Origin of the sequence: Microcoleus sp. F4-D5, assembly GCF_036704885.1 — a bacterium.
Lineage (GTDB): Bacteria > Cyanobacteriota > Cyanobacteriia > Cyanobacteriales > Microcoleaceae > Microcoleus.
Genome location: NZ_JAUBSX010000034.1, coordinates 36,616 through 56,403, shown reverse-complemented (window position 1 = coordinate 56,403; position 19,788 = coordinate 36,616). Strand labels below are relative to the sequence as shown.

General features: G+C 45.8%; 21 protein-coding genes and 2 pseudogenes. 17 read left to right on the top strand and 6 right to left on the bottom strand.

The window, feature by feature from the left end; all coding sequences use genetic code 11:
- Positions 1–294 precede the first annotated feature (294 nt).
- Positions 295–525: a DUF4327 family protein gene (locus QUA80_RS17400; RefSeq protein WP_242719673.1), complete on the top strand. Its 231-nt coding sequence runs from the start codon at positions 295–297 to the stop codon at positions 523–525.
- 74 nt (positions 526–599) lie between these two features.
- Here QUA80_RS17400 and QUA80_RS17395 read toward each other — a convergent pair whose 3' ends face one another.
- A complete protein-coding gene (locus tag QUA80_RS17395; RefSeq protein WP_333426378.1) occupies positions 600–1,004 on the bottom strand; it encodes a hypothetical protein in 405 nt (134 codons plus the stop codon).
- A gap of 6 nt (positions 1,005–1,010) precedes the next feature.
- Here QUA80_RS17395 and QUA80_RS17390 point away from each other — a divergent pair, with 6 nt between their 5' ends.
- Positions 1,011–1,220 carry a hypothetical protein gene (locus tag QUA80_RS17390; RefSeq protein ID WP_333426377.1) on the top strand — a complete coding sequence of 70 codons (210 nt, stop codon included), beginning with the start codon at positions 1,011–1,013 and terminating at the stop codon, positions 1,218–1,220.
- Between the two features lie 141 nt (positions 1,221–1,361).
- Here the strand turns inward: QUA80_RS17390 and QUA80_RS17385 are convergent, their stop codons facing one another.
- Positions 1,362–2,495: an ABC transporter ATP-binding protein gene (locus QUA80_RS17385; RefSeq protein ID WP_333426376.1), complete on the bottom strand. Its 1,134-nt coding sequence runs from the start codon at positions 2,493–2,495 to the stop codon at positions 1,362–1,364.
- A gap of 50 nt (positions 2,496–2,545) precedes the next feature.
- Positions 2,546–3,116 (bottom strand): annotated as a pseudogene (locus QUA80_RS17380) (HD domain-containing protein).
- A gap of 144 nt (positions 3,117–3,260) precedes the next feature.
- Here QUA80_RS17380 and QUA80_RS17375 point away from each other — a divergent pair.
- The 9 genes and pseudogenes from QUA80_RS17375 (at position 3,261) to QUA80_RS17340 (ending at position 13,699) form a co-directional block, all read left to right on the top strand.
- Positions 3,261–3,884 carry a Uma2 family endonuclease gene (locus QUA80_RS17375; protein ID WP_333426375.1) on the top strand — a complete coding sequence of 208 codons (624 nt, stop codon included), beginning with the start codon at positions 3,261–3,263 and terminating at the stop codon, positions 3,882–3,884.
- Positions 3,885–4,131: 247 nt separating this feature from the next.
- Positions 4,132–4,353: pseudogene (locus QUA80_RS33835) on the top strand (SDR family NAD(P)-dependent oxidoreductase); the annotation flags it as partial.
- 277 nt (positions 4,354–4,630) lie between these two features.
- Positions 4,631–4,852 carry a hypothetical protein gene (locus QUA80_RS17370; RefSeq protein ID WP_333426374.1) on the top strand — a complete coding sequence of 74 codons (222 nt, stop codon included), beginning with the start codon at positions 4,631–4,633 and terminating at the stop codon, positions 4,850–4,852.
- Between the two features lie 105 nt (positions 4,853–4,957).
- Positions 4,958–7,723 carry an ATP-binding protein gene (locus QUA80_RS17365; protein WP_445302253.1) on the top strand — a complete coding sequence of 922 codons (2,766 nt, stop codon included), beginning with the start codon at positions 4,958–4,960 and terminating at the stop codon, positions 7,721–7,723.
- On the top strand, positions 7,716–9,047 hold the full coding sequence (locus QUA80_RS17360) for a response regulator (RefSeq protein ID WP_333426372.1): 1,332 nt from the start codon (positions 7,716–7,718) through the stop codon (positions 9,045–9,047). The genes QUA80_RS17365 and QUA80_RS17360 overlap by 8 nt, the downstream gene beginning before the upstream one ends.
- Before the next feature lie 255 nt (positions 9,048–9,302).
- Positions 9,303–11,396 (top strand): ATP-binding protein, encoded by a 2,094-nt coding sequence (locus QUA80_RS17355; protein ID WP_333426371.1) that lies wholly within the window; start codon positions 9,303–9,305, stop codon positions 11,394–11,396.
- A 22-nt stretch (positions 11,397–11,418) separates the two neighbouring features.
- Entirely contained in the window at positions 11,419–11,637 is a 219-nt protein-coding gene (locus tag QUA80_RS17350; protein WP_333426370.1) for a hypothetical protein, read from the top strand.
- Positions 11,634–13,163, top strand: a complete 1,530-nt coding sequence (locus tag QUA80_RS17345; RefSeq protein WP_333426369.1) for a thymidylate synthase — start codon at positions 11,634–11,636, stop codon at positions 13,161–13,163. The genes QUA80_RS17350 and QUA80_RS17345 overlap by 4 nt, the downstream gene beginning before the upstream one ends.
- On the top strand, positions 13,160–13,699 hold the full coding sequence (locus QUA80_RS17340; protein ID WP_333426368.1) for a dCMP deaminase family protein: 540 nt from the start codon (positions 13,160–13,162) through the stop codon (positions 13,697–13,699). Before QUA80_RS17345 ends, QUA80_RS17340 begins: the two co-directional genes overlap by 4 nt.
- A 241-nt stretch (positions 13,700–13,940) precedes the next feature.
- Here the strand turns inward: QUA80_RS17340 and QUA80_RS17335 are convergent, their stop codons facing one another.
- The 3 genes from QUA80_RS17335 to QUA80_RS17325 all read right to left on the bottom strand — a co-directional run bounded on the left by QUA80_RS17335 (position 13,941) and on the right by QUA80_RS17325 (position 15,702).
- A complete protein-coding gene (locus QUA80_RS17335) occupies positions 13,941–14,426 on the bottom strand; it encodes a salt stress protein, Slr1339 family (RefSeq protein ID WP_333426367.1) in 486 nt (161 codons plus the stop codon).
- Positions 14,427–14,499: 73 nt separating this feature from the next.
- The gene (locus QUA80_RS17330) at positions 14,500–15,105 is read right to left on the bottom strand and encodes a VWA domain-containing protein (protein WP_333426366.1); all 606 of its coding nucleotides are present in this window, start codon (positions 15,103–15,105) and stop codon (positions 14,500–14,502) included.
- A gap of 120 nt (positions 15,106–15,225) precedes the next feature.
- A complete protein-coding gene (locus QUA80_RS17325; RefSeq protein WP_333426365.1) occupies positions 15,226–15,702 on the bottom strand; it encodes an NAD(P)H-quinone oxidoreductase subunit N in 477 nt (158 codons plus the stop codon).
- Positions 15,703–16,137: 435 nt separating this feature from the next.
- On the opposite strand from QUA80_RS17325, the gene rplC reads away from it, so the two are divergent.
- The 6 genes from rplC to rplV all read left to right on the top strand — a co-directional run bounded on the left by rplC (position 16,138) and on the right by rplV (position 19,785).
- Positions 16,138–16,773, top strand: coding sequence for a 50S ribosomal protein L3 (gene rplC, locus QUA80_RS17320; protein ID WP_333267894.1), 636 nt, complete (start codon positions 16,138–16,140; stop codon positions 16,771–16,773).
- A gap of 190 nt (positions 16,774–16,963) precedes the next feature.
- Positions 16,964–17,596: a 50S ribosomal protein L4 gene (gene rplD / locus QUA80_RS17315; protein WP_006635000.1), complete on the top strand. Its 633-nt coding sequence runs from the start codon at positions 16,964–16,966 to the stop codon at positions 17,594–17,596.
- Complete coding sequence (locus QUA80_RS17310) at positions 17,589–17,897, top strand: 50S ribosomal protein L23 (protein ID WP_332958394.1); 309 nt, start codon at positions 17,589–17,591, stop codon at positions 17,895–17,897. The genes rplD and QUA80_RS17310 overlap by 8 nt, the downstream gene beginning before the upstream one ends.
- 175 nt (positions 17,898–18,072) lie before the next feature.
- Positions 18,073–18,936, top strand: coding sequence for a 50S ribosomal protein L2 (gene rplB / locus QUA80_RS17305; RefSeq protein WP_333039612.1), 864 nt, complete (start codon positions 18,073–18,075; stop codon positions 18,934–18,936).
- Positions 18,937–19,049: 113 nt separating this feature from the next.
- Positions 19,050–19,331, top strand: a complete 282-nt coding sequence (gene rpsS / locus QUA80_RS17300) for a 30S ribosomal protein S19 (RefSeq protein WP_041623488.1) — start codon at positions 19,050–19,052, stop codon at positions 19,329–19,331.
- 94 nt (positions 19,332–19,425) lie between these two features.
- Entirely contained in the window at positions 19,426–19,785 is a 360-nt protein-coding gene (gene rplV / locus QUA80_RS17295; protein WP_333426364.1) for a 50S ribosomal protein L22, read from the top strand.
- Positions 19,786–19,788: the final 3 nt, after the last annotated feature.

Here is a 19,788-nt window from a genome sequence, read left to right as displayed (position 1 = left end):
CAAGAAATAATTTTGCCTTTGGCGGCGAAGCATCCAGAAACCGGGAATCGGGCGGGGGTTCCTAAATTTTGAATTGAGCTTTGTAGTAGATGGGCTTGCTAGCCCGGAAAAGTTGCGGCCAAAATCCCAAGACAAATCGAATCACTTACTAATCATTCCTATAAGTTTTTTAAATTGACAAGTATAAATTGTATACCAGTATACTGACAAAATTTAACTTACATATCCGGAATTTTGGATTATATTATTAGCAGGGCCATAATTTTTTTTTTACTAAAACCTTGAGGGCGCATTATGATTCAGTCCACTATCAAAATCCAATACTCTTTAGATGTGATCCAAGATGAAGCCCGCCACCTCGTACACGAGGGCGTGTTGAGCAGGCAACAGCCTATCTACACGCTGTGCCAATTCATCCCTCCTCGGGAATGGGCTTGCGTGGAGTGCGAGTTAGAAAAATGCGACTTCTTGCTGCGCGATCGCATCGCCGACCTGATTGGTTCTGAAAACTGGGACAATGACTAAAGGTTGGTTCTTTTAAATAAGTTTGCAAATCACTTTGCAAGAAAACTCCGGCTGTATTAAAGACTCTTGATTCTTTAATCCTGGGAATTTTTGACACGCAAAGTTTCCAACTCGGCCCTGAGCGCTGCCATGTGTGCAGTTAATTCTTGAATCTCTAGCTTTACGTCAGGTTGTACAACCGACTCGGGAGGAGCATCAGTCGCTACATCCGATTGTTTGGGCGATACAGATTCGCTCTCTGCATTCTTCCGAGCGCTCGGTTGAGAGAAAATAGTATCTACAAAATTCCGGGCTTCTCGATCGGTCATTTCTCCTTTTTCCAGGAGTTCGTGCGCGAGCTCGCCCAAATCTGACTTCAGTTTGTCAAGATTTTCTTCTCGCTTTAATGGATCTTGCAATGTCTCAATTAAAAAGGAAGTTGCACCTAAAGTTAGGTGAAATCCTGTTTGCAGCATTTGAGGCAGGTTGTCTGAATTCATCTAAAAATGCCGCTAGAAGTTTTTCCGAGTTTTTGGTCGCAAGTTGCTAAAATGCGGCGGGCTTGCCGCTTCTTGAGGAGGGAAGATGCGAAGTTGTCGATCGCCCGCGCCCCGAGTCAGGAAATATCTGCTTTTGGAGGGATGTTTTTGGTCTTGCCAAGACTAATAGTATCATTACTTCGTAAATTAATAAATGTCAAGTGTAAAGTTTTATAACTAGGAATAGATACCTCTTCACTGGAAGGGTCAGTGTATTTTAGATTTTAAATTTTAGATTTTAGATTGAAGAGGACTTATGCACTGCGACTCAAAAAACCCGGTTGCCGATCGCCCGTGCCTAAGTCCTCTTCAATCCAGTTAAGGATACAGCGCCTCACCGGTGGAGGGGTCAAAGATAAATAATCGATTGAAATCAAGCTGTACCTTGAGGCGATCGCCCGATCGCAAGCGAACACTCGCAGGTATTTGTAACTGTACATTAGTTTCCGCGCTCAACAAAGGCAAACTCGCCCGGATTAAAGTTTCTCGCCCCAGAGGTTCCACTACTTTTACCTCTACATCGAGAGGAACTTTTTCTAAAGCCCAAACATCGGTTTTCAAATCATCATCTTCTGCTGTTTGCGGCGTAAAGATTTCTATATTTTCTGGACGGAGACCCAAATCAAATCCTTGTCCTTCTCTCGGCTGCAATTTTTTCTGAATCGAGGGCGGACAGGCTAAAGCTTGATTTCCTACTTGAAAGGATTCGTTAGTATAAATTACAGGTAAAATGTTCATGGCGGGATTGCCTAAAAATGTGGCAACCATGCGGTTGGCTGGTTTAGCATAAATGCTTTGCGGGTCTCCAATTTGTTGAATTTTTCCCCCATTTAAGACGACAATTTTATCAGCTAAAGTCATAGCTTCCACTTGGTCGTGGGTGACGTAAATTGTGGTAATTCCCAGCCGTTGATGCAGTTGTTTGAGTTCGGCTCTAGTGTCGTCTCGCAGTTGAGCGTCGAGGTTAGAAAGCGGTTCATCTAAAAGGAATACTTTCGGTTCGCGGGCGATCGCCCTTCCCAGTGCTACCCGCTGCTGCTGTCCGCCTGATAGCTGTTTGGGCTTGCGCTTGAGGAGGTGGTCGATCGAGAGCGATCGGGCTACTGTTTCAACTCGTTCTTGAATTTTAGTCGGGTCAACATTCCGCATCCGCAATCCAAAAGCCAGATTTTCTGCGACAGTCATGTGCGGGTAAAGCGCGTAATTTTGAAACACCATTGCTACATCGCGCTGTCTCGCCGGAATGTTGTTAACTAAATTGTCTCCGATGTAAAGATTACCGGAAGTTGCGGTTTCTAAACCTGCAATTGTCCGCATAATTGTCGATTTCCCGCAGCCGGATGGCCCGACTAATACCCAAAATTCCCCGTCCGGAATTTTGAAGCTGATGTTTTCGATCGCGGTGACGTTTTGGTAGCGTCGGGTAATATTTTCTAAGCGAACATTTGCCATTTTGTGACTGTAATTGGTAATTGATAATTAGTGATTTTTACCTTCAGTCTTCAGCCTTCAGAAAACTGTTGCAATTCTAAAACTGTGCGGTCTAATTCTTCAACTATAGGCGTTAACTCAGCTTTGCGGAATGCTTCTACTAAAGAACGATAATACCAGAGAGAACCCTCTTTACCACCTTTGAAGCGTTCCCAAACAACGTCGCCCAATTGACGGGAATCTTTCAGGATCGATCGAACATTATAAAGTTTATCGGCAGCCGAGACTAATCTGACCGAGCCAGAAGCTGTAGAAATGCGATCGATATAGGCTTGTTTTCGCTGACGCCAAGGGGGTTTTGGCGTCTCGTCACTGTCGCTACAGCCGTCTACAATCGCTGTGACGGTATCGCCTGCATCGGCGGCGGATGGCTTCGCGGGTGGTGGGGCCGCCTCGATCTTCGATCGCATCGTGAAGCAAAGCTGCGATCGCCTCATCTTCCGAAGCCCCATATTCTAAAGCTATACTAGCAGTCCCCAACAAATGGGCAATGTAGGGAACGCCCGAACCTTTGCGAACTTGGGTACCGTGCAATTCGGCGGCATAGGTGAGGGCTTCAGAAAAACGGTTTGAGAGAATCATGAAAGTCACCTTTCTTTATTGCTATGATATATAAATTATTGGGCTAACTTGAACAGACAAAATCTACCAATTTCAATCATGTCATAAAATGCGAGCGAGAGCGATCGCTTGTACAATTATAATCCTTAAATAGAGGTTGCTAGCATGAAAGCTACTATAATTACACCCAAAAATGCCGACAAAAACTCAGAGCATGAATCACATTTCAAATTAGAAAATATACCCGAATTTCCCCCACAATCTCAGCCAGAAAAAGTCATATCTCTAGAAGAGTTTTTAGTCAAGCCTCCTGATAGAATGGAATGGGTTGACGGCAACTTAGTGGAGAAAACAGGAATGACATTCAAGCACAGTCTAGCTCAATCTAAATTAGCCCGTTTCTGGGGAAATTATAAAGACTCCAGCGGACAGGGAGGAGAAGTTCTTACCGAAATACTTTGCCGCACTAGCAAGCAGGGTCGCCGTCCCGATGTTGCTTACATTACTCCTGAACTGCTGCCAGAATCAGGCAATTTTACAGCATTTTCCCAAAGTTTTCCTTTGATAGCGGAAGTTGCTTCCCCCGAAGATAGCGGTGAAGAGTTATTTGCAAAAGCTCAAGAATATTTGGAATCGGGATGTTTAGAAGTTTGGTTGCTGTGGACTGAAGCTAGATTAATATTTGTGAATGCAGGGCAACGCTGGCAGTTGTTTAATGCGGATGAAGTTGTTAACACTCAAAGGGTACTTGCAGGTTTTAGCGTAGCTGTGAGTGAATTGCTGGCTTGATAAATTTATTTGTTAAACTAATTTATTAAAACCATAAAAAATAAACTAAAGGTGACAAACTTTAGCAGCTTAAGACTGGATTTAGTGAAAATGTGGGAGCAAGCAAATCGAGTTTAATAACGCTCTACAGGTAACTTTGAAATATTGATACAGTCGATCGCGCTCTACCTATAACGTTCCGCTTTTTCAAATCCACGTCAAAGGCGTTTTTCTAGGTTTGTAAGACGCCGCAACTCGGCTTGACGATCGCGGACGGGCAATCAATTTTTCTGCGTCTGCTACCAGTTTGATGTTGCCGACTGATGGCGTTTACTCAGTAACTAAAGTAGGAGTAGAGCAGTTAACAGGGGCGTTTGCAAAAGAAGTCGCAGCGCGGGGCCTCACAGTTAATTCTTTTTCTCCAAAATCTACAAATACTGACTTGTTTCTAGAGGGTAAAGTAGTTCAATACCCTAAGCAGTATAATTAAGCTATCTCTAGCTGTAGTATCTGTCAATGCCCAAGCCCGATGTATTGATTACGTTTTGCATCACTCAAGAAGAGAAAAAATTATTAAATAAAAATTGCGATCGACAAGTGAGAAATCAAACCAGTTGTGCTAAGAGATCGGATTAGGAGGGTGCGGTTTAGACTGAAAAGGACTGACCCTAAACGGTAAGTAGATTAATCGCACGACTAGAAGCCATAGGCTTTCTCTGCAATTTTATGTAAGCGGTAGTCTTCTATGGGAATTGGGTTGAGAGATTGTGGGTGAAGCGCGATCGCCTTTAAAATTGAGCCAGAACGATCGCCCGATTTACTACAAAAAAAGTCGGCTAACAGATCCAAGCCGATCGCAGCCTCCCAGCCACTCCACCAACCAACGGCACATCAACCAACTCACCGATTGTTGTACTTCCGTGACAAAAGAAAACTACTCGCAACTTACTAATGCGACTGCTAGTTTGAGGCACGACATTAATTGTTAGCGTCGGTGTCTAGCCAGGAATTTAAGCACCTTGAAAGCTCTACCAAGGTGGATTGAACATCAAGCTAGCAATTCCTCAAGTATATTTTCTATAGAAGCCACTACCATGTCTGTGCCAAACTCATCCCTGAATCTATCTAAACTTAAGCGCAAACTTTCCCTGGGATCGCTCTTGATTGTCCCGTTTGTACTACAAATCTTCGTAGCAGTTGGATTAACGGGATATATTTCCCTGCGGAATGGACAGAAGGCAGTCAATGATGTTGCCAGTCAGTTGCGACAAGAGATGAGCGATCGCCTCAACCTGCAAGTTTTGAATTATTTGGAACAACCTTATATTGCCGGACAAGTAATTGTGGCTGCGGCTCAGGAAAAACAGTTAGATTTAACCGATCTAGCGAAACTGGAGCAGATGCTATGGCTGTTAGTCAGGCAAGACCTCATCGAACAAATGACGATTGCCAAGCCTGACGGCACGAGCGTCTCGATAGAGGAGCTAATAGATGGAAGTATCGTTTCTCGGATTGGCAAAGAGAATCTCCCGCAGCGCTCAATTTATAGCCTAGACGATCGAGGTCAACAGATTGCTCCGATCGAAATTCAACGAGATTTTAACCCGCTGAAACGACTTTGGTATAGGCTTGCACAGGAAACCGGAAAACCTGGCTGGACAAAGCCCTTCCTAGGCCAGGGCATTAAAGAGGCTGCAATTTCCCTATACCAGCCAATCTATAGCGAGGATGGAACGTTGTTGGGGGTTCAAAATAGTGTTTTTCGGACTAGCAAGATTCATCGCTTTCTGAGTGAGCTAAAGGTGGGGCAGACGGGTCAAACTTTTATTATCGATCGGTCCGGTAATCTGATTGCAAGTTCAACTATCAAAGAGCCTTACATCATTGACGTGAAAAATGACGATTTGCAACAAATTCCCGCCGAGAAGTCTGAAAATTCTGTAATTCGTGCCACAGCGCAAGCAATCCTCGATCGGTTGGGCAACTTTACCGACATTCAACAAAGTCAACAGCTTGATTTTATGCTGGCAAATCAGCGGCAGTTTGTTCAAGTTTCACCCATTAAAGACGAACGAAATATCGACTGGTTGAGCGTGGTTGTGGTGCCTGAATCTGATTTTATGGCACAAATCAATGCCAATACTCGCACCACCATTTTGCTGTGTCTAGGGGCTTTGGCGGTTACGACTATACTGGGTTTGTTAACTTCGCGTTGGATTACCAAACCGATTTTGCAGCTACAAAAAGCCAGTCAGGCTATTAGCTTCGGACAGTTAGATCAAACACTTCACGTGCAAGGCATTAGTGAATTAGAATCGCTGGCAGATTCCTTTAACCAGATGGCAGGTCAACTCAAAACCTCCTTTATCGAACTGGAAAGTCGGGTTGAGGAACGCACCGCAGAACTGCAAGAAGCAAAACTGCTAGCTGATAGCGCGAACCAAGCAAAAAGCGAATTTCTCGCCAACATGAGTCACGAACTCCGCACTCCCCTCAACGGTATTTTGGGCTATGCTCAAATCCTCAATCGCAGCAGCGCATTGCCAGCAAAAGAACGTCATGGGGTAGAGGTCATTTACCAGTGCGGTTCTCATTTGCTGACGCTGATTAACGATGTGTTGGATTTGTCCAAAATAGAAGCCGGCAAACTAGAACTCACACCTAAAGCGATTCACTTTCCCTCATTCCTCCAAGGTGTGGCTGAAATCTGCCGTATTCGTGCTGACCAAAAAGGCATTGACTTCGTTTACGAGCCCGATCCGCAGTTGCCGGAAGGGGTTTTTGCAGATGAAAAACGGCTGCGTCAGGTATTACTCAACTTGGTGGGAAATGCGATTAAATTCACCGACAAAGGTACTGTTACGATCGAGGTTGCCGTAGTTGATAATCATGCCAATCCGTCCACTCGCTCTTTCAAATTTCAAGTTAAAGATACGGGCGTAGGAATTGCGCCCGATCAATTGGATCGAATTTTTCAGGCTTTTGAACAAGTGGGCGATCGCAAGCGCCAAGCCGAGGGCACGGGTTTAGGACTGGCGATCAGCCAAAGAATTGTCCAACTCATGAACGGAGAAATCCAAGTTAAGAGCCAACCCGAAGTCGGCAGTGAGTTCTTTTTTGAGGTGGAACTGGCGATCGCCACCGATTGGGCACAGCAAAACTCGATCGCAACAGGAAAACAAATTATTGGTTACGAAGGACAACGACGCAGCATACTTGTGGTAGACGATCGTTGGGAAAACCGAGCCGTTCTCGTCAACTTGTTAGAGCCACTAGGATTCCAACTTAGTGAGGCAGAAAATGGACAAGCCGGATTGGAAAAAATCCGACAGTCTCAACCTGACTTAGCGATTACAGACTTGGTGATGCCAGTGATGGACGGCTTTGAACTGCTCAAACAAATTCGCAGTGCAAATGATTTGCAACACCAGAAGATCGTTGTCTCTTCTGCATCAGTGGCACAAGCCGATCGACAGATGAGTTTAGAGGCAGGGGCAAATGATTTCTTAGCAAAACCAGTGGAAGTTAGCGAATTATTTAACCTCTTAGCCACTCATTTAAAATTGGAGTGGAAATATGAAACGACATCAAGTAATTCTCAGCCATCCACTCCGACGGCTGGATTACAAAATTCAGAGATAACTATTTTTCCTGCCACTGTGGAGTTAAAGACGTTACTAGAAATGGCCCAAAAAGGCAATTTAAAACGGCTCCGAGAACACACAGAGCAGATTGCTCGCTCTAACCCTCACTACGCTAGTTTTGCCTCACAAGTTATTCGACTTGCGAAGCAATTTAAAGCCGAAGAGATTGAAGACTTGCTGAAAGAACACCTCACAAGGGAGAAAGCTGATGTCTAGTCCTGAATTAATTCTGGTGGTGGATGATACCCCTGCAAACTTAGAAGTGGTTTGTGAAACCTTAAGTGATGCGGGGTACGAAGTCGCAACCGCGATCGATGGCGATCGCGCTCTTAAGAGAGTCCGAGCTTATCCTCCGGATCTGATCTTGCTCGATATTCAAATGCCAGGAATTGACGGCTTTGAAACCTGCCAACGTCTGAAGGCAGATCCCAGAACAGCCAGTATTCCCATCATTTTTATGACCGCTCTCTCCGATGCCGACAGTAAGGTGAAAGGATTTGTCCTGGGTGCTGTGGACTACATCACCAAACCTTTTCAAGAACAAGAGGTGCTAGCACGGGTGAAAACTCATTTGCAGCTACGGCAGTTAACTAAAAATCTCGAACAGCGTGTAGCTGAGCAAACGGCTGATTTAGAAGCAGCACTCACACAACTGCAACAGTCTCAGCTTCAGTTAGTCCACACAGAAAAGATGTCTGCGTTGGGCAATTTGGTGGCGGGTGTCGCGCACGAGATTAATAATCCGCTTGGCTTTATTGCTGGCAATCTGAAACCCGCTCAAGACTATATTACAGACCTCTTTAAACTGATAGATTTATACCAAAAAGAACTCCTTTATCCAAGTGCCTCGCTACAGGCAATGGTGGAGGAAATAGATTTGGAATACTTACAAGATGATTTACCCAAATTGATCGATTCGATGCAAGAAGGAGTCGATCGCATTCGCACCATTAGCACCAGTTTAAGAACATTCTCGCGTTCGGATTGCGATCTCCCCATTCATTACAATATCCACGACGGGATTGACAGCACGCTCTTGATTCTCAAACATCGCCTCAAAGCCAACGAATCTCGCCCGGAAATTCAAGTCATCACAGATTATGGCGATCTGCCACTGGTAGAATGCTTTGCCGGACAGTTGAATCAGGTATTTATGAATCTGCTGGCAAATGCGATCGATGCCCTTGAGGAATCAAATAAAGGACGCAGCTTTGCTCAGGTTAAAGCCAACCCCAACCAGATTACTGTCAAAACTCAACTGTCGGAATCTCAGGTAGCGATCCGAATTCAGGATAATGGGATTGGCATGACGGATGCGGTGAAGCCAAAAATCTTTGAGCATTTGTTTACAACCAAAGACGTGGGGCAAGGCACAGGGCTGGGATTGGCGATCGCCCATCAAATCGTAGTCCAGAAACACTGTGGCAGTCTAGAAGTCAACTCAACTTTAGGTGAAGGTACAGAGTTTGTAATTTCAATTCCGGTGAAGGCGATCGCTGTAGAAGACATTCAGGCAAAGATATGCGTTGACGCAGTATGACAAATCATTGCAGCGGCAGCATCAAGATGATTGGTGATACTGCAAAGGCGATCGGCCCCCGCTAAACTCAACCGTTGTTATTGATACCATTAACCAAACAATGCCAGTATGCCTAGTGAATCATCGGGTCCTTTCTTCCCCAAGCTCTTTAAAGAAGTACCTTTACAAGCGCTATTAGTTGTACCGTTCGTCCTTCAAACAGTGGGGGCAGTGGGTATTATCGGTTATCTTTCCTTCAGGAATGGACAGAAAGCAGTGAACGATGTAGCAGCTCAGTTGCGCAACGAAACGAGCGATCGCATCGCACAAAATCTCACTCACTTGGTTGCCACTCCTTTTCAAGCATTTGAAAGTTATGAAGCTGCACGAAGACAAAACCGGATCGACCTTAATAACGGCAGGGATATAGAGAAGTTCCTGTGGCGACAACTTCCTGCTTTTGGAAATCTCAGCCTGACAGCCTTCGTTACAAGCAATCAAGAATTTTTTGGTGCTGAGCGGCAAGATGGTGCGATCGTGATCCGCACTTCTGAAGTAGAAAATAACCGTGCGCTGACAACCTACCGTACTAACTCAACTGGCGATCGACTCGAAGTCATCAATGCTGGCAAGCCGAACTTTGACCCGCGCAAACGGCCCTACTACAGAATTCCAGTCCAACAAAGGCAAGCAACCTGGGGAAAAGTTTTTCCGCACATCACTGGCAAAACCATGTATATTGCGCCCGGTCAACCCATATACAACCAGGCAGGCGATCTGGAAGGGGTGTGGATGGCAAGCTTAAACCTGTCAACGATCGGGGATTTTCTCAGAAGCCTCAAAATAGGAACAACCGGACAAAGTTTTATTCTGGAACGCTCTGGAGAAATGATTGCCACCTCTACAGGCGAAAAACCGTTCCGATATTATGCAGACAAAGTTGTGCAACTTCCAGAACAGCGAGTTGAACGACTCAATGCGATCGATAGCAAAAATTCCACCACTCAGAAAACAAGCCAATTTTTGCTAGAGAAGTTTCAAGATTTCCATCAGATCCAGACATTTGAGCAGCTTGAGTTTTCTATTAAAGGTGAACGCCAGTTCGTGCAAGTTGCTCCTTTTCGGGATGGCAAGGGGATTGACTGGCTGGTGATTGTCACCGTTCCAGAATCAGACTTTATGGCACAAATTAATGCCAATACTCAAACTACGATTTTGTTAAGTCTACTGGCGCTAGGTATCTCTCTGGGAATTGGCATACTCACCACTCACTGGATTACTCAACCGATTTTGCAGCTCAATCAAGCATCTTCGGCAATGGCTGCCGGAACTCTGAGCCCAGCGGTGACAGAATCATCTGTGTATGAATTGCAAGAACTCACGCAGTCGTTTAACCGCATGGCTCAACAGTTACAGGAATCATTTAAGACGCTGGAACAAGCCAATGAACAATTAGAGAATCGAGTCGAAGAACGCACGGCTGAGCTAAAAGCGACAAAGGAGGAAGTTGAAATGGCCCTGAGAGAACTACAACGGACTCAGACTCAACTGATTCAAAGCGAGAAAATGTCGAGTTTGGGGCAGCTAGTTGCCGGAGTTGCCCATGAAATTAATAACCCAGTGAATTTTATCTATGGCAATCTCGGTCATGCCGATCAATACACTCAAGAACTATTAAAACTCGTGCAAGCTTACCAGACTCATTATCCCGAACCTCCACCAGCGATCGTGCAGCAGTCAAAGGCGATGGATTTAGATTTTATGGTTAACGATCTATCTAAGCTGATCGAATCAATGAAAGAGGGGGCGCGACGAATTCGAGAAATTGTCTTAGCATTACGAACATTCTCTCGACTGGATGAAGCAGAAGTTAAATCAATTAATATCCATGATGGTATTGATAGCACGCTAATTATATTGGGCAACCGTCTGAAGCCGAAGCCGAACCATCCAGGAATAGAAATCCTGCGAAACTATGGTTCTCTTCCCCTTGTAGAGTGCTATCCGGGACCACTAAATCAGGTTTTTATGAACATCTTATCTAACGCCATTGACGCCATTGAACTAGCGATCGAGCAGGGAAAACAAATTACTCCCGCAATTTCCATTCATACGGGCCTCATCGACGAGAGTCGAGCCCAGATCCGAATTGGGGACAACGGCAGCGGCATTCCAGAAGCTATCAAACAGCGAATCTTTGACCCCTTCTTTACAACTAAGCCGGTTGGAAGCGGCACTGGTATGGGGCTGGCAATCAGTTATCAAATCGTCACCGATCGGCATCAGGGCACTTTAAGTTGCAGGTCACAATCTGGAGAAGGCACGGAGTTTGTAATTCAAATTCCCCTCAAACAGAAGTTGAGACATTAGCAGCGATGTAGAGAGTGAGTAGTTGTCATTGACCCGTGCGATCGCCGCTTCACACGGCACTGAATTCGATGAAACAGACTACAAAGGACTGGTTGACAACAGGAAGATGACTATCATTAAAGGTTCTTTATTCTTTGGCTGCATTCTATCCGATCTCTCGAAGTGTTCCGCCAGATCGCCCTTTCAAACCATCCAAACTATTGATATAGTAGTACGCGGTGCAAAAAACGGTAAACCATGACAGCCCAAAATCTCGTCAATAAATTTGAGTACAAACCCCTATACAAACCGAATCAATTAATTTGCGGAACGGGGCAAACAGCCATTGTCAGCGGCTGGACGGTAAAAAGTGCGATCGGCAAACATTTACAACCTCAAGAATATGCTGCGATCGGACAACTGTACTCTCCTACTCGCGGTATAAATTTCTTAATTAGAAACTTGCTGTGCAATCCCCAAGTCCGCTTTTTAGTAATTCTCAACGCTACCAAAGAAGACCGCAACTCTGGTGCAGCAGCGTGCCTGATTGACTTTTTTCGCAACGGCTTTGAAGCTGGCAAAAGCGATACTGGTAGAGATTGCTGGCTAATTAAATCTTCAATATTTGGCTACATTGATATTGAAATAGCAGCAGAAGCCTTAGAACTATTGCGTCATTCCATCGAATGGAAAGAAGCAAAAAACATAGCAGAAACAGTGACATTTGTCAAGGATTTTGCCCAAAAAGAATCTGTTGAACCTTGGGGAGAATCCGTAACTTTTCCGCTAGTCGAAATCGTCCCGACTGTACTCCCCGGTCAGAAATACGGACACAGAATCGAAGGCAAAACTATCGCCGAAACTTGGGTAAAAATTATCCACCGAATTAAGACCACCGGCACGCTGCGGCCGACTGGTTACGACGGACAGTGGCAAGAATTAATCGACTTAATGGCAGTGATTACAGATGAACCTGCGGAGTTCTATTTTCCCGAACCGAATTACTTACCAATAGACCGTGATTTCCTCGAACAATACAAACCGCAAATGCTGGAAGATGCCCCATATAACGAAGGTATTAAATATACCTACGCACAGCGGATGCGGTCGTGGTTTGGACGCGATCAAATTGAAGAAGTTATAGCCAAACTAATTAAGGAAATTGACGCGGCAAGCGCTGTAATTAGTCTGTGGGATGCCGGCGGAAATATTAACAGAAGACCTGACGGTTCCTCCGACCACCAGCACAGCGGCAGTCCTTGTTTAAATCATATTTGGGTGCGAGTTGTGGATGAGGAAATATCGCTAACTGCAACTCTCCGCAGCAACGATATGTTTGCGGCTTGGCCTGCAAATGCAATGGGTTTGCGGGCTTTGCAGCAGCACATTCGCGATGAAATTGCGAGGCGTTCCGATTATAATTTGACAATGGGCCCTTTGGTAACGCTGAGTCAATCGGCTCACTTGTATGACGATACCTTTGAAAATGCCGATCGACTAATTCAAACCCAATATGCTAAAATTAGCGAAGAGCGAGACTTTTTCGATGCAGCGGGCAATTTTTTAGTTGAAGTAGCGGACAATCAGATAGTAGTCACGCAAACCACCCCCGGCAGCGGCGAAGTTGTCACCTGTTATTCTGGAAAAAACCCTCTCAAGTTAGTGCGAGAAATTTGTGCGGCTTCCCCTGCCATCAAAGGCGAGCATATTGGTTATTTGGGAATAGAATTGCAGAAGGCTGCCGAGTGTCTCAAAACGAGCAAGCAATACATCCAGGATAGACGATGAATTTAGAAGAAGAAAGACCGACTTGGGACGAATACTTCTTAATGTTAGCAAAATTGGCCGCTACTCGATCGACTTGTCTGGCTTTTCCTGTAGGGGCGGTGATAACTAAAAACAGGCAAGTTTTAGCAACGGGTTACAACGGTTCGCCGTCAGGTTCGGCACACTGTACAACTCAAGGCTTCTGCTATCCCGGTTTGAGTAGTTGCGACGCCAGCAAAATTTTGCCATCAAGGGCGGTTCACGCTGAAGCAAATGCGATCGCCAAAGCTGCTAAACACGGTATATCTACTGCTGGGGCCAGTATTTACGTTACCTTAGAACCCTGCATCTATTGTTTGAAATTAGTCATTGCGGCTGGAATTCGAGAAGTGTTTTACGAAACGACTTTTAACAGCGGAGAAAAAGCTGCTTTGAGAGATACTTTTATCAGTGAAGGTATTGTTGAGTTAAAACAAATTCAGCTATCTGAAGATACAGCAAAAAAGGCGGCTTTGTTTTTGTTGAATCCTACTTCTGTAGCCCAAAAATTAGTGTAGGATCGATCCTCCCCGTGGTTGTGGCAGCTAGAGGAAATAACTGTGCTGTGTTCCTATAAATGATATTTATTTGCTGGTAATTTCTAGGGATACAGCAGTGTCGTATCCTAAATCCCGCGAGATACAAGTGATATTTATTTTACCTTTTGTAAAGACACGGCCCTGCCGTGTCCTTACAAAAAATAGAGATGGCAATTAACCAAAAAACGTCCTTACAAATTGTGAATACCGTGTAGTTGAATCAATCAAACTCATTCACAGCTTGCAAATAGTCGATCGCCGCATCTATCCTCGAAGAATACTTAAAAGCAAACTGATCGAACCAATATCCCTCATCGGAATTCTTATCCAACTTTTTCAGCCAAACCTGAGCTTGCCTAACTTTCTGCCTGTGCGTTTGTACCTCCAACTGCGGCCCCGCGACTTTTTCTGCTGGCTGCGGTTCCAGTGAAGCCACTTCCTGAGCTTTATTTGGTGCTTCGTACTCAGCCTTAAGCCGTTCCAGTGAAGCTGCTTCCTGAGCTTTATTTTGCGCTTCGTACTCAGCCTTAATTTGAGCTAAATCCCGATCCAAAGGACTAGCATACAAATTTATATCTGATGTTTTAAATGTTGGATTTGACGGCGCTTGTGCTTGCACCGACGCCTGACTTTTTAACTCAGCAATTTTTTGAGATGCTTGATACTCTGCCTTGAGTTCACCTAACAGGCGATCGATCGATTCCATAACTTAAACCCCCTAAAAAAATGCTGCTGGGCTAACTAGCCCCAATATAATCACGGAAACTTCGCCCGCCTCCTCAATCAGTTATTGCATTCAGCAATACCTCCGTCAGGGTCATTCCTTCAATATCATCAATCGTGACAGTATCAACGATATCGAATTTAGCCCCGGCGCTTTGCAGTTCGTCATCCAATATCTTGAGAAACTTAGTCGCTTCCGGCGCATTCCCTACTTGAATGAAAGAAATCGCCAACTCTTCATCTCGATCGAGCTTCCGGGAAGCTTCTATAATCGTTTTCATCACTTCTTTGCGATCGTCCGGTTCTCCGTCCGTCACCACTAATATTGTTTCCCCATTTTGCTTGGTCTTACCGGATGCTTTGCGCTGAAAAAAATTGTTCAGGGCATCTTGCAGAACAGCAGCTAAATTCGTAGTCCCCGAAGGTTCGTTTTCTTGGAAAATTTGCACGACTTTAGCGGATGTTACGTTGTCGTAGCGCTTGAAGCGACCGGAAAACACATAAACTGTTATGCCATCCGGGTCGAGTTCTTCGCATTTATTCGCCAATGCGATCGTCGATTCTTGCATGAGCGCCCACCGACTTTTACCGCCCATCTGGTCTTTCGTGTACATACTGCCGCTTTTGTCAATGATGAGTGTATAATCGCGGTTCTGAAGCATAAGATTTTTCCTGTTAATTAAATTTTTTCCCAACAATATCAAAACCAGCGAGCAGAAACTGTTGAGCGTTAGTTGCTCGCTGCGTTTTTTTAGTTGATTTGCGATCGCAAATACCCGAATTTAAGCTGCAACTAAAGCATCTTTAAGTGGCTTCCAGCTAAAAGCTCGATCGCCCCCCATCTCAACTGCTATTTTAACTCGCGGTTCTAACGTCGGCAAAACAGTCAAATACTCAATCTCCTGACTCGACAAAATCTGCCCTTCAATAATCCACAGCACCAGTCCTTTTGCTTTCGGCGGCAAATTGTCTAATTGAGTTTTCAACATCGGCGGCACGTAGTATGTATAACCAACCGACGCTTCATTGCCAGTAGTTTTCTTGCCCAAATGCGGCGGCCGCACGCCGTGAACCCCTGTCAAATACATCGCCAAATCGCCCAAACCCCGCGCCGTAACTGTGTACGCACCGTAGCCCGCAGCCCTCAGCCTGCGCAGGTAGCGCCCCTCAAATCCTCCCTCTAAAGGAACGTACAGGGCCAGCGACCCCGACTTTTCCAAATCCCGAATCAGATCAGATCCCGTCGTAATCAGTCCCATAAATTTGTGTTTCCTGCTGTATCAAAATTTGGTCGATCGCTGCTTGCGAGCTTAAAATATTATAAATCCTAAAGTTGAGCCGAAAAATTCCGATCGCGGCCTTGACAAACGGCAAACACTTCATGTACTATTGTGAATTGTCGTCGCCGTAAAGGATACTGAGTATATTTATACTCAAGTCCTGGCGCAAACAAGCAAGACCGAAAAAAAAAATCGGAGATTTAGCAGGTAAAAAGCCGCAAATCTAAACCCTTGCAAGACTTCCACAAGCTCGCTCCCAAATTTAAAACTCCAATTTTAAACACCGAGGAAGGCTGTTGGTTGATAACAGTTAATTGCAGGAACACTGAAATAAATGTTTCTGCACAAGAGCAAGCGGATTGACGTAAACAGCGCAATCCGAAACCTCTTGCGTACATAAAAGGAAAAAAATCCGTGTCTGTAGGCATTCTTGGCACTAAACTAGGCATGACTCAAGTGTTTGACGACCAAGGGAGAGCAATCCCTGTCACCGTCATACAAGCAGGGCCTTGTACAGTAACGCAAATTAAAACAAAACAAACTGACGGCTACAGTGCCGTTCAAGTTGGATACAACGAAGTAAAACCAAAGGCTCTCAACAAGCCAGAATTGGGACACCTTGCCAAGTCTGGGGCAAATCCATTGCGCCACTTGCAAGAATACCGCTTGCAAGATACCAGTTCATTTGAATTAGGTCAACAGCTAAAAGCAGATACCTTTACACCGGGACAAATAGTAGATGTCATCGGTACAAGCATCGGTAAAGGTTTTGCAGGTTTTCAAAAGCGCCACAACTTTAAACGAGGCCCCATGTCTCACGGTTCCAAGAACCACCGCGAGCCTGGATCGATCGGGCCTGGAACAACCCCCGGTCGCGTTTATCCCGGGAAAAGAATGGCAGGACGTTTGGGCAACGTTCAAGTCACCGTCCGCAAACTAACAATTGTCCGGGTGGATGCAGAGCAAAATTTGCTGCTAATTAAGGGAGCAGTTCCCGGCAAAGCTGGCGCCTTAGTCAATGTTGTGCCTGAGAAAAAAGTAGGACGTTAGTCAGTAGTAAGTAGTCAGTAGTCAGCAATCAGCAGATAGTGGTTGGCCGTTAGTAGCAAGCAATAACTAAGAACTAAAAGCTGAAAACTAAGAGCTGAAAACTAAGAGCTGAGAACAGACAACAGACGACAGAAAACAGACAACAGACAACTAACAACAGACAACTAACAACAGACAAAGGACAAAAGATATGGTTAATTGTGTAGTCCGAAATTGGCAAGGCGAAGAAGTTGGGGAAACAACTTTAGAACTGCGCGTAGCCAAAGAAGAAAATGCGTCTCACATCGTTCACAGAGCATTGACGCGGCAACTGAATAACGCCCGTCAAGGAAATGCTTGCACCAAAACTCGATCGGAAGTCAGAGGCGGTGGCCGCAAACCCTGGCGTCAAAAAGGCACCGGCCGGGCCAGAGCAGGTTCGATCCGTTCTCCGCTGTGGCGGGGCGGCGGTGTCATCTTCGGGCCAAAACCGAGAGACTTTGAAGTCAAAATGAACAAAAAGGAACGCCGTCTCGCTTTGCGGACAGCATTCCAAAGTCGCACCGAAGACATCATTGTGGTTGAAGAATTTGCAGAGCAATTTCCGAGACCGAAAAGCAAAGAATTGCTGAGTGCGATCTCCCGCTGGGGCATCGAACCAGATACAAAAGTTCTGTTAATCTTGCCAGAACCGCAACCAAACGTCTACTTATCAGGACGCAACATCGAATTAGTAAACGTCATCTTGGCAACTTCCCTAAATGTTTACGACGTTCTCGCGGCTGACAAAATTATCGTCACATCTACAGCCATAGCTAAAATTCAGGAGATTTACGGTGAGTAAAATCGACCCCCGCGACTACGCAGATTTGATCCAGCGTCCGATTCTCACCGAGAAAGCTACCCGAATGATGGAATTAAATCAATTCACGTTCGACGTAGCCCCCAAAGCGACCAAGCCTCAAATCAAAGCTGCAATCGAAGAACTATTTAAGGTGAAAGTCATCGGCGTCAACACCCAAAACCCGCCGCGCAAAAAGCGTCGAGTTGGCAAATTCGTCGGCTTTAAACCTTCTTACAAGCGAGCAACCGTAACTCTGACCGACGGAGACTCGATCCGCAAACTCCTATTCCCAGAAGTCTAGACGATTTTGGATTTTAGATTTTAGATTTTAGATTTTAAATTGCGGTTAACTGGTGGAAATTATCGAACCAGAAAACTCGTAAGTTAACCAAAGATCGGCAATCTTCAACCTAAAATCTAAAATCGATAAACGTCAAATCCAAAATCCAAAATCCAAAATCTAAAATAGATCGATTATGGGCATCCGTTCTTACCGGCCTTATACCTCCAGCACCCGGGAACAAACCGTCTCGGACTTCGCTGAAATTACCAAATCAGAACCAGAAAAGTCTCTAACCAGCAACAAGCACACCAAACAAGGCCGCAACAACCGAGGCGTCATCACCTGCCGCCACCGGGGAGGCGGTCACAAACGGCTTTATAGAGACATCGACTTCCGCCGCGACAAACACAGCATTCCCGCTACCGTCAAGGCGATCGAATACGACCCCAATCGCAACGCCCGCATCGCCCTCCTGTTCTACAAAGACGGCGAAAAACGGTACATCCTGCACCCGCTCAACTTAAACGTCGGTACAGTAATTGTCTCAGGCCCAGACGCGCCGATCGAAATCGGCAACGCCCTCCCCCTGAAGAACATTCCCCTCGGTACCAGCATCCACAACGTCGAGCTAGTACCCGGAAAAGGCGGACAAATCGTTCGTTCCGCCGGCTCCAGCGCTCAGCTAATGGCAAAAGAAGGTAGCTACGTCACCCTCAAACTGCCATCCGGCGAACAGCGCAAAGTCCGCGCCGACTGCTACGCCACCATCGGTCAAGTCGGCAACACCGACGCCAGAAACATCAGCCTCGGCAAAGCAGGTCGCACCCGCTGGAAAGGTCGCAGACCCACCGTTCGCGGTAGCGTCATGAACCCGGTAGACCACCCGCACGGCGGTGGCGAAGGCAGAGCTCCCATCGGGCGTCCGGGACCTGTCACTCCTTGGGGTAAACCAGCATTGGGTGCAAAAACTCGACGCAAAAACAAGCGCAGCGACGCTTTAATCGTCCGGCGCCGCCGCAAATCTTCCAAACGCGGCAAGGGCGGCAGACAAAGTTAGCCATCACTCAGCAGTCTTCAGTCCTTAGTTGTTAACTGCTAACTAATGACTGAGGACTGATGAGTCATGACTGCTGAACCCTGATTAATGACTCCTGAATCACTAAAAAAATCATGTCTCGATCGCTAAAAAAAGGCCCTTTTGTCGCAGATCATCTGATGACAAAAATCGAAAAACTCAACGCCGCCGGCCAAAAACAAGTAATTAAAACTTGGTCGCGCTCTTCCACAATCCTGCCCCAAATGGTAGGTCACACGATCGCCGTTCACAACGGCAGACAGCACGTACCAGTCTACCTCACCGACCAAATGGTAGGCCACAAACTCGGAGAATTTTCCCCCACTCGCACCTTTAGAGGTCACGCGAAAAGTGGTGATAAAAAGGCAAAAAGATAGCCTAATTAGGTGACAGGTAATAGGTAGTAGGAAAAAAAAACCAATTACCAATTACCTTTTCCCCAATTACCAATTACCAATTACCCAAATCGAAATGGTTATAGATACCACATCCGAAATTAAGGCGATCGCCCGTTACATCCGGACATCCCCCTTCAAAGTGCGCCGAGTCCTCGACCAAATTCGCGGCAAAAGCTACCAAGAAGCGCTGATTTTACTCGAATTCATGCCCTACCGCGCCTGCGAACCAATCGTCAAAGTTTTGCGATCGGCAGTAGCCAACGCCGAACACAACGCAGGACTAGACAAAACCAAGCTAGTAGTTTCCCAAGCTTACGCAGACCAAGGCCCAGTTCTCAAACGATTCAGACCCCGCGCTCAAGGTCGTGCCTACCAAATCCGCAAGCCAACCTGTCACATTACCGTAGTAGTAGCTCCGCTCGTAGAAAACTAAACC

What these genes read in the sequence shown, in the direction of transcription:
- QUA80_RS17365 (WP_445302253.1), top strand. Translation starts at nt 4,958, where the DNA reads ATGTCTGTGCCAAACTCATCCCTGAATCTATCTAAACTTAAGCGCAAA.
- rplB (WP_333039612.1), top strand. Translation starts at nt 18,073, where the DNA reads ATGGGCATCCGTTCTTACCGGCCTTATACCTCCAGCACCCGGGAACAA.
- QUA80_RS17330 (WP_333426366.1), bottom strand. Translation starts at nt 15,105, where the DNA reads ATGCTTCAGAACCGCGATTATACACTCATCATTGACAAAAGCGGCAGT.
- QUA80_RS17400 (WP_242719673.1), top strand. Translation starts at nt 295, where the DNA reads ATGATTCAGTCCACTATCAAAATCCAATACTCTTTAGATGTGATCCAA.
- QUA80_RS17340 (WP_333426368.1), top strand. Translation starts at nt 13,160, where the DNA reads ATGAATTTAGAAGAAGAAAGACCGACTTGGGACGAATACTTCTTAATG.
- QUA80_RS17325 (WP_333426365.1), bottom strand. Translation starts at nt 15,702, where the DNA reads ATGGGACTGATTACGACGGGATCTGATCTGATTCGGGATTTGGAAAAG.
- QUA80_RS17360 (WP_333426372.1), top strand. Translation starts at nt 7,716, where the DNA reads ATGTCTAGTCCTGAATTAATTCTGGTGGTGGATGATACCCCTGCAAAC.
- rplV (WP_333426364.1), top strand. Translation starts at nt 19,426, where the DNA reads ATGGTTATAGATACCACATCCGAAATTAAGGCGATCGCCCGTTACATC.
- rplD (WP_006635000.1), top strand. Translation starts at nt 16,964, where the DNA reads ATGGTTAATTGTGTAGTCCGAAATTGGCAAGGCGAAGAAGTTGGGGAA.
- QUA80_RS17390 (WP_333426377.1), top strand. Translation starts at nt 1,011, where the DNA reads ATGCCGCTAGAAGTTTTTCCGAGTTTTTGGTCGCAAGTTGCTAAAATG.
- rpsS (WP_041623488.1), top strand. Translation starts at nt 19,050, where the DNA reads ATGTCTCGATCGCTAAAAAAAGGCCCTTTTGTCGCAGATCATCTGATG.
- QUA80_RS17345 (WP_333426369.1), top strand. Translation starts at nt 11,634, where the DNA reads ATGACAGCCCAAAATCTCGTCAATAAATTTGAGTACAAACCCCTATAC.
- QUA80_RS17395 (WP_333426378.1), bottom strand. Translation starts at nt 1,004, where the DNA reads ATGAATTCAGACAACCTGCCTCAAATGCTGCAAACAGGATTTCACCTA.
- QUA80_RS17335 (WP_333426367.1), bottom strand. Translation starts at nt 14,426, where the DNA reads ATGGAATCGATCGATCGCCTGTTAGGTGAACTCAAGGCAGAGTATCAA.
- QUA80_RS17375 (WP_333426375.1), top strand. Translation starts at nt 3,261, where the DNA reads ATGAAAGCTACTATAATTACACCCAAAAATGCCGACAAAAACTCAGAG.
- QUA80_RS17385 (WP_333426376.1), bottom strand. Translation starts at nt 2,495, where the DNA reads ATGGCAAATGTTCGCTTAGAAAATATTACCCGACGCTACCAAAACGTC.